This window comes from Streptomyces sp. NPDC046862 (assembly GCF_040704615.1).
Lineage (GTDB): Bacteria > Actinomycetota > Actinomycetes > Streptomycetales > Streptomycetaceae > Streptomyces.
In genome coordinates, this window is the sequence record NZ_JBEYXP010000079.1 from 33,973 (window position 1) to 42,106 (window position 8,134).

Here is an 8,134-nt window from a genome sequence, read left to right on the forward strand (position 1 = left end):
GAAACCTCCGTGGCAACCCGCCACAGACCAGCAGACCCCGGCAACCCCGCCCCAGGGCCAGCAGACCCCGGCAGCGACCGACCGAAGGCCGTCAGCCCACGGCAGCGACCGGCTCAGGACCAGGAGACCTGGTGACGTTCAGCCGAAGATCGGACGATCAGCAGACCACCGCGGCAGCCGGACAAAAATCAAGAGGCCTCCGTGGCCACCACCCGGCTGCGGGCCTTCCGGGCCGCCGGCACCACCAGTGGCGTCCCCGTCTCCGGGTCGTCCATGACCTGGCAGCGCAGCCCGAAGACCTCCTCGACCAGCTCGGCCGTGACGATCTCGGTCGGCGCCCCTTCGGCGATCACCTGGCCGCCACGCAGGGCGATGAGGTGGGTGGCGTACCGGGCGGCGTGGTTGAGGTCGTGCAGCACCGCCACCAGCGTCCGCCCCTGCTCCTCGTGGAGCTCGGCGCACAGGTCGAGCACGTCGATCTGGTGCTGGATGTCGAGGTAGGTCGTCGGCTCGTCGAGGAGCAGCAGCGGTGTCTGCTGGGCGAGCGCCATGGCGATCCACACGCGCTGCCGCTGACCGCCGGAGAGCTCGTCGACGTACCGCTCCGCGAGCTCGGCGACCCCGGTCGACGCCATCGACTCCCGTACGACCCGCTCGTCCTCGGCCGACCACTGCCGCAGCAGCCCCTGGTGCGGGTACCGCCCGCGTCCCACCAGGTCCCCGACCGTGATCCCGTCGGGGGCGATGGACGACTGCGGCAGCAGCCCCAGCGTCCGGGCGACCTTCTTCGCGGGCATCGACTGGATGACGCTCCCGTCCAGCAGCACCCGGCCCTGCGACGGCTTCAGCATCCGCGAAAGGGCACGCAGCAGCGTCGACTTGCCGCAGGCGTTGGGTCCGACGATCACGGTGAACGAGTTGTCGGGGATCTCCACCGACAGCTGCTCGGCGATGACCCGCTGGTCATAGGCGAGGGTGACGTTCTCGGCGGACAGGCGGTTCACTGTGCTCCTCGTGGTGCTCTTGTCGATGTTCTCGTTCGCCGACGCGCTCGAGTGCGGCCTGTTCATATCCGCCCGGCCTTCCGCTCGGTGACCAGCAGCCACAGAAGATAGACACCGCCGAGGACCCCGGTCACCACGCCCACGGGCAGCTGGTCGGCCCCGAAGGCCCGCTGCGAGGCGAGGTCCGCGGCGATCAGCAGGGTCGCGCCCATGCACATGGACGCCACGAGGTTCGGCCCCGGAGAGCGGGTCAGCCGCCGGGCGAGCTGCGGTGCGGTCAGTGCGACGAAGCCGACCGGCCCCGCGGCGGCGGTCGCCCCGGCGGTGAGCAGCACGGCCGACACCATCAGCACCAGCCGTACGCGCTCGACACGCACGCCGAGGGCGTACGACACGTCGTCGCCCATCTCCGTCATCCGCAGCCCGCGCGCGTTCGCCAGCACCAGCGGTACGAGGACGACGCACATCCACAGCAGCGGCCAGACCTGGGACCAGTCACGGCCGTTGAGGGAGCCGGTCATCCACACCACCGCGCGGGCCGCGTCGACGAGGTCGGCCTTGGTGATCAGATAGCCGTTGACCGCGGTGACGATCGCCGACACGCCGATGCCGACCAGCACCAGCCGGTACCCGTGCACGCCCCGCTTCCAGGCCAGCAGATAGATCGCCAGCCCTGTCGCGAGCCCGCCGACGAGCGCCCCGGCGGTGACCTGGCCCGCGGAGCCCGAGAACAGCACGATGACGACGAGCGCGCCGGCGGTCGAGCCCTGCGCGAGACCGAGCACGTCCGGACTGCCCAGCGGATTGCGGGAGATGGACTGGAACAGCGCACCGCCGAGCCCGAGCGCGGCACCGACCAGCAGCCCGACCAGGACACGCGGCAGCCGCAGTTCGTTGACGATGAACTCCTGCCCCTGGTTTCCGTCGCCCACCAGCGCCTTGAGGACGTCGGCGGCCGGGATCGGGAAGTCGCCCGTGCCGACCAGGACGACGCTCGCGGTGAGCGCGGCCAGCAGCAACGCGCCCACGACGATGAACGCCCGCACGTCGACCCGCACCGAGAGTCCGCCCGGAGTGCGGACGGCACGGGTACCGAGGACGCGCCCGCGAGCGCCCGGCTCCGACACGCCGGGCCTGCGTATGCCGGGCTTGCGCAGGGCGGCCCTGCGCGGGGCGGTTTTGCTCATGACCTTCACAGCTGTGCCGTCCTCCGCCGCCGTACGAGAAAGATGAAGACCGGGCCGCCGAGCACCGCGGTGACGATGCCGACCTGGAGCTCCGCCGGCCGCGCCACCATCCGTCCGAGGACGTCGGCGCCCAGCAGCAGCACGGGCGACAGGATCGTGGCGTACGGCAGGATCCAGCGCAGGTCGGGCCCGGTGAAGGACCGTACGACGTGCGGGACCATCAGCCCCACGAACACGATCGGCCCGCAGGCGGCGGTCGCGGCCCCGCACAGCACGGTGGCGGCGGCCATCGACAGCGCGCGGGTACGGCCCAGGTTGGCTCCGAGCGCGCGGGCGGTGTCGTCGCCCATGGCCACCGCGTTCAGCGGCCGGGCCAGGAACAGCGCGAGGACCAGACCGACCCCGATGAACGGCAGGACCTGTGTGATGGTCGAGTCGGTCGCCGAGGCCAGCGAACCGACGGTCCAGAAGCGCATCTTGCCGAGCGCCGCCTCATCCATGATCATCACGGCCTGGAGATAGCCGTAGAGCGCCGCCGTGATCGCGGTACCGGCGAGCGCGAGCCGCACCGGTGTCGCCCCGCGGCTGCCGCCGAGGAACCAGACCAGCGCCCCGACACCGGCCGCGCCGAGGAACGCGAACCACACATACCCGCTCAGCGAGGTGACGCCGAAGAAAGTCATGGCGGTGACGACCGCGGCGGACGCGCCCGCGTTGATGCCGAGCAGGCCGGGATCGGCCAGCGGATTGCGGGTCAGCGCCTGGAGCAGGGCCCCGGACAGACCGAGCGCGGCCCCGGCCAGCAGACCGAGGACGGTACGGGACAGCCGCTCTCCGACCACGACGTCGCCGTACGTCCCCGAGTCGTCGAACAGGCCGTGCCAGACCTGCTCCAGCGAGAGCTCTTTCGCACCGATCGCGATGCTGGCCAGAGCGACGAGGACCAGGATTCCCAGGGAGACGAGGAGTCCCACGGTCCGTGTCGCCCGATGTTTGGGGGGCGCCGCGGCGGTCACCGCGCGCTGCTCGGGAGGACTGTCGACGAACACCTGGTTAGGTTAGCCTACCCTCCCATAGGGTCTCGATCCCGTACCACGCCGAACCCCACAGCCATCGCCGCGCGGCAGGCCGACCTGAGCCCGCCTGCCCGCCGTAGGCACCCCGCACGCCCCACCGAGCAACTCGCGGCGGCGAACGAGCCGTCGAAGCCGGTCACCGCCTGACGCGGCTTCAGGCGCTCCTGCACGAGGCGGCCGAGAGAACGCTGGCGCCTGCCCTCACAACCCCAGCCGCGCCAGCGCCTTCCCTCCGTCCAGCCCGCACGACCCCTCCCCGGCCGCCGTCCACGCCGCCGCGCACAGCGCACGCAGCCCGTCGAGCGCCTCGCCGTCGCCCTCCAGCTCCAGCCGGTCGGCCCCGGCCGTCGCCGTCCAGCCACCGCAGCGGAACCCGCCCCCCGCCCCGACGACCTCGGGCTGCCCGGTGAGCAACCCCCGCAGATCCGCGTCCACATACGTCGGCCGGTGCCGCGGCGGAGCGGCCAGCAACTGCGCGCCGTCGGTGACCCCGGTCAGCACGAGCAGCGAGTCGACCTCGCCGTTGAAGGCCCCCTCGATGTCCGTGTCCAGCCGGTCCCCGATCACGAGCGGCCGCTCGGCGCCCGTACGCAGGATCGTCTCCCGGTGCATCGGAGGCAGCGGCTTGCCCGCCACCTGCGGTTCGGCGCCCGTGGCGATCCTCACGACCTCCACCGCCGCACCGTTCCCCGGCGCGATGCCGCGCGCACTCGGGATCGTGAGGTCGGTGTTGGACGCGAACCACGGCACCCCGCGCGCGATGGCGTAGCAGGCCTCGGCGAACCGGCCCCACGGCAGCTCGGGCCCGCCGTACCCCTGCACCACGGCCACCGGATCATCGTCGGCGGACTCCACGGGCTCCAGCCCCCGCTCCCGCAGCGCCACCCGCAGCCCCTCCCCGCCGATCACCAGCACGCGCGCCCCGGAGGGCACCTGCTCGCTGATGAGCCGGGCCACGGCCTGCGCCGAGGTGATGACGTCACCGGCCTCGGCCGGTATCCCCAGCTCCGTGAGATGCGAGGCCACCGTGTCGGGCGTCCGCAGCGCGTTGTTCGTGACGTACGCGAGGTGCATCCCACCCGCACGGGCCGTCCCGAGCGACTCGACGGCGTACGCGATCGCGCTCCCGCCCGCGTACACCACGCCGTCCAGATCGAGCAGCGCCGTGTCGTACGCCTCGCTCAGGGGTCGCCCACTCCCCTCGGGCAGCGTCCTGACGGTCTGGCTCATTGCACATCGCTCCTCGGTGGACCGGCTCGGCGATCTCTCGGTCTCTCGACCTCTCGATCTCTCCGTCCGATCATCGCGCATCCCACTGACACACATACGATGCCTCAATGAACCATGCAGGTCCCGCGAAGGAGACCCCGGCGCGCAGCGGCCTCGAACTGTCCCCGTTCCGGGGCCTCCGCTACGCCCCCGACCGGGTCGGCAGCCTGGCCGCGGTGACGTCCCCGCCGTACGACGTGGTCGTCCGCCCCGACGGTCTGCTCCACCTGGAGTCCGCCGACCCGCACAACATCGTCCGCCTGATCCTCCCCCAGGCCACCACGCCCACGGCCCGCAACGACCAGGCGGCGGCCACACTGTGCCACTGGCTCTCCGAGGGAGTCCTGGTCGCGGACGAGCAGCCCGGCCTGTACGTGTACGAGCAACGCGACGGCGACGGCATGCTGCAACGCGGCGTCATAGGCGCCCTCCGCCTGTCGGAGCCACCGGACGGCGTGGTCCTGCCCCACGAGGACGTCATGCCCCACGTGGTAGACGACCGCGCGGCCCTGATGCGCGCCACCCGCGCCAACCTCGAACCCCTGCTCCTGACGTACCGCGGCAACGGCTCGGCCACCGGCACACGAGCCGTCATCGAGCGCACCGCCGAACGCCCACCGCTCCTCTCCACCACCACGGAGGACGGCTTCAGCCACTGCCTGTGGGCCGTCACGGACCCGGCCGACCTCACCGAGATCCGGTCGGACCTCGCCCACCACCAGGCCCTCATCGCCGACGGCCACCACCGCTGGGCCACCTACCTGCGCCTGCGTGCGGAGCACCCTTCCCCCAGCCCGTGGGACCACGGCCTGGTCCTCCTGGTCGACACGGCCCGCTACCCGCTCCGCGTCCGGGCGATCCACCGCCTCCTGCACCAACTCCCCCTGCCGGAAGCGCTGTCCGCCGTGGCGGACCACTTCCGCGTACGCCGCCTCGACGTCCCCCTCCCCGAGGCCCTCGCGGCCCTGGCCGACGCGGCCCGCGGGGGCAACGCCTTCCTCCTCGCCGGCGACGGCGCCTTCCACCTCCTGGACCGCCCGGACCCGGCCCTGCTGGACCGTACGGTCCCCGCCGGCCATCCGGCGGCCTGGCGCACCCTGGACGCGACGGTGCTGCACGCCACGCTCCTCGACCACGTGTGGCACATCCCGGAGGACTCCCCCGCGCACATCGCGTACGTCCACGACGCGGCGGCCACCGTCGCCAAGGCGGAGCAGGACGGCGGCACGGCGGTCCTGATGCACCCCGTCCGCGAGGAGGTGGTCCGCGACCTCGCCCGCCAGGGCGTCACCATGCCCCGCAAGTCCACGTCATTCGGCCCCAAGCCGGCGTCGGGGCTGGTGCTGAGAGCGCTGGAGATCTGAGGAAGTCCGAGGAGACCTGAGGGGACCTGCGGAGATCCGAAACGCGAAAGGGCGGGACCCGTTCGTCACGGGTCCCGCCCTTCAGCCTTCAGCCACTCACATCAGCTCTTGTCGTCCTCCGAGGCTCCCTCGGCGGGAGCGCCCTCGGGCTCACGGTCGAACTTGTCGTCGTCCGCGCCCACGCCCCGGTTCTCGCCCTCGCCCCGGTTCTCGCCCTCGCCCTGGTTCTCGTTCTCGTCGAGGGCGTCGACGAACTCGACGCCGTCCATCTCCGCGAGCCGGTCGGAGGCGTCCGTACTGCCGTCCTTGTCGGCCTCAACGGCCTTGGCGAACCACTCGCGCGCCTCGCCTTCACGTCCGGCCGCGAGCAAGGCGTCGGCGTACGCGTACCGCAGCCGCGCGGTCCACGGCTGGACGGAGTTGGAGGCCAGCTCGGGGCTCTGCAGCGTCACGATGGCCGCGTCGAGCTGCTCCATGTCCCGCCGGGCGCCGGCGGCCACGAGCCGCATCTCGACCTGCCCTGCCTTGTCCAGCTTGTGCACCTCGGGCGCCCCGGCCATGTCCAGCGCCTTCTCGGGACGCCCGAGACCGCGCTCGCAGTCGGCCATGACCGGCCACAGGTCGATGTTCCCGGTCATGCGCCGCGCCGCCCGGAACTCGCCGAGAGCCTCGCTGTACTTCTGGTTCGCGTACGCGGCGAAGCCGGCCGCTTCCCGTACGGCGGCGACGCGCGAGGCGAGCCGCAGGGCCACCTTGGAGTAGCCGTACGCGCCCTCGGGGTCCTCGTCGATGAGCTTGGCCACCATCACCAGGTTCTTGGCGACGTCGTCGGCAAGCGTCTTGGGCAGGCTCTGGAGTTCCTGCCGCACGTCCTTGTCGATCTCCTCGCCGGTGACGTCCTCGGGGATCGGCAGCCGCTTGATCGGCTCGCGGTCCCGCTCCCTCTCCCGCTCCTCACGGAAGCGCCCGCCACCACGCCGGTCGTCGCTCCGTCCGCGGAAGCCACCGGGCCGCGCCGGCCGACCACCCCGGTCACGGTCGTCCCGGCGGGGCCCACGACCACGGTCATCACGCCCGCGGTCATCACGTCCCCGATCGTCCCGGCCGCGGAACCCGCCGCGCTCCCGATCGTCCCGGCCGCGGAACCCGCCGCGCTCACCACGGCTGTCGTCCCGCCGGAAGCCACCACGGTCCGGACGCTCCCGCCGCTGCCCGCGCTCGTCCCGCTCATCACGCCGGAACCCGGACCGCTCACCGTCACGACGGTCGTCACGCCGGTCGTCTCGTCGCTCGTCCCGACGGTCATCGCGCCGATCGAACCTGCGATCGTCCCTGCGGTCGTCGCGCCGGTCATCCCGACGGTCATCGCGCCGATCGTCACGCGGGCGGAATCCACCGCGCTCACCACGGCTGTCATCGCGGCGGAACCCGCCACGCTCGCCGCGCTCACTTCGCTCGCCACGCTCGTCACGCCGGAAGCCACGGTCACGATCACGGTCGTCACGGCGGAAGCCGCCCCGGTCACCCCGCTCACCGTCACGACGGTCGTCACGCCGGTCATCGCGACGATCGTCACGGCGACCTCCGTGGCCACCGCTGTAGCCGCCACCATAGCCACCGCGGCCTTCGTCGCGCCGAAAGCCTCCACGCTCGGACCGCTCGGACCGCTCGCCACGGTCACCCCGATCATCGCGGCGGAACCCGGGACGCGATCCTCGGTCTCCCTCTCGACGGTCATCGCGCCGGCCGTAACCACCACGGTTGTCGTCCCGACGGAAGCCACCACGGTCGCCACGGTCATCACCCCGACGGTCACCGCGATCGTCACCCCGACGGTCATCGCGCCGGTCATCCCGACGGAACCCGCCGCGCTCACCACGGTCATAACCACCACGGCCACCACGGTCGTTGTCACCGCGAGGGCCGCCCCGGTACCCGCCACGCTCACCGCGGTCACCGCTGTCCCGGCGGCGCTGATCGCGCTCCGGTCGCTCGTCGGGAGAGTTGGTGGACATCGGTGACTCCTGTCTTCGGTACCGCAGTCATTCTCGCGCAGCCGGGTACCCGGCGCGCACTGGCAAAACAAAAGGACCCCTGGTCCCAGCTGAACGCTGGTGACCAGGGGTCCTGTCAAAGATTGTTCGGCGGTGTCCTACTCTCCCACAGGGTCCCCCCTGCAGTACCATCGGCGCTGTAAGGCTTAGCTTCCGGGTTCGGAATGTAACCGGGCGTTT

General features: G+C 72.0%; 8 protein-coding genes and 1 rRNA gene. 2 read left to right on the forward strand and 7 right to left on the reverse strand.

Translation table 11 applies throughout. The features are described 5' to 3' along the window. Positions 1–188: 188 nt before the first annotated feature. The 4 genes from AB0959_RS48790 to AB0959_RS48805 all read right to left on the reverse strand — a co-directional run bounded on the left by AB0959_RS48790 (position 189) and on the right by AB0959_RS48805 (position 4,497). Complete coding sequence (locus AB0959_RS48790; protein ID WP_366833429.1) at positions 189–1,070, reverse strand: ABC transporter ATP-binding protein; 882 nt, start codon at positions 1,068–1,070, stop codon at positions 189–191. After that, positions 1,067–2,191, reverse strand: a complete 1,125-nt coding sequence (locus tag AB0959_RS48795) for an iron chelate uptake ABC transporter family permease subunit (protein WP_366833431.1) — start codon at positions 2,189–2,191, stop codon at positions 1,067–1,069. The genes AB0959_RS48790 and AB0959_RS48795 overlap by 4 nt, the downstream gene beginning before the upstream one ends. Before the next feature lie 5 nt (positions 2,192–2,196). After that, positions 2,197–3,240, reverse strand: a complete 1,044-nt coding sequence (locus AB0959_RS48800; RefSeq protein WP_366833432.1) for an iron chelate uptake ABC transporter family permease subunit — start codon at positions 3,238–3,240, stop codon at positions 2,197–2,199. A gap of 228 nt (positions 3,241–3,468) precedes the next feature. Continuing rightward, the gene (locus AB0959_RS48805; protein WP_366833433.1) at positions 3,469–4,497 is read right to left on the reverse strand and encodes an HAD hydrolase-like protein; all 1,029 of its coding nucleotides are present in this window, start codon (positions 4,495–4,497) and stop codon (positions 3,469–3,471) included. Positions 4,498–4,604: 107 nt separating this feature from the next. On the opposite strand from AB0959_RS48805, the gene AB0959_RS48810 reads away from it, so the two are divergent. Beyond that, positions 4,605–5,900, forward strand: a complete 1,296-nt coding sequence (locus AB0959_RS48810) for a DUF1015 domain-containing protein (protein WP_366833434.1) — start codon at positions 4,605–4,607, stop codon at positions 5,898–5,900. A 101-nt stretch (positions 5,901–6,001) separates the two neighbouring features. On the opposite strand, the gene AB0959_RS48815 is transcribed toward AB0959_RS48810, so the two are convergent. Together AB0959_RS48815 and AB0959_RS48820 are read right to left on the reverse strand one after the other, a co-directional pair. Continuing rightward, positions 6,002–6,769 carry a hypothetical protein gene (locus tag AB0959_RS48815; RefSeq protein WP_366833435.1) on the reverse strand — a complete coding sequence of 256 codons (768 nt, stop codon included), beginning with the start codon at positions 6,767–6,769 and terminating at the stop codon, positions 6,002–6,004. Next, positions 6,706–7,461, reverse strand: a complete 756-nt coding sequence (locus tag AB0959_RS48820) for a hypothetical protein (protein ID WP_366833436.1) — start codon at positions 7,459–7,461, stop codon at positions 6,706–6,708. The genes AB0959_RS48815 and AB0959_RS48820 overlap by 64 nt, the downstream gene beginning before the upstream one ends. Before the next feature lie 25 nt (positions 7,462–7,486). On the opposite strand from AB0959_RS48820, the gene AB0959_RS48825 reads away from it, so the two are divergent. Further along, positions 7,487–7,921, forward strand: a complete 435-nt coding sequence (locus AB0959_RS48825) for a hypothetical protein (RefSeq protein ID WP_366833437.1) — start codon at positions 7,487–7,489, stop codon at positions 7,919–7,921. Positions 7,922–8,039: 118 nt separating this feature from the next. Here the strand turns inward: AB0959_RS48825 and rrf are convergent. Continuing rightward, positions 8,040–8,134 (reverse strand): 5S ribosomal RNA (rrf, locus tag AB0959_RS48830); the annotation flags it as partial.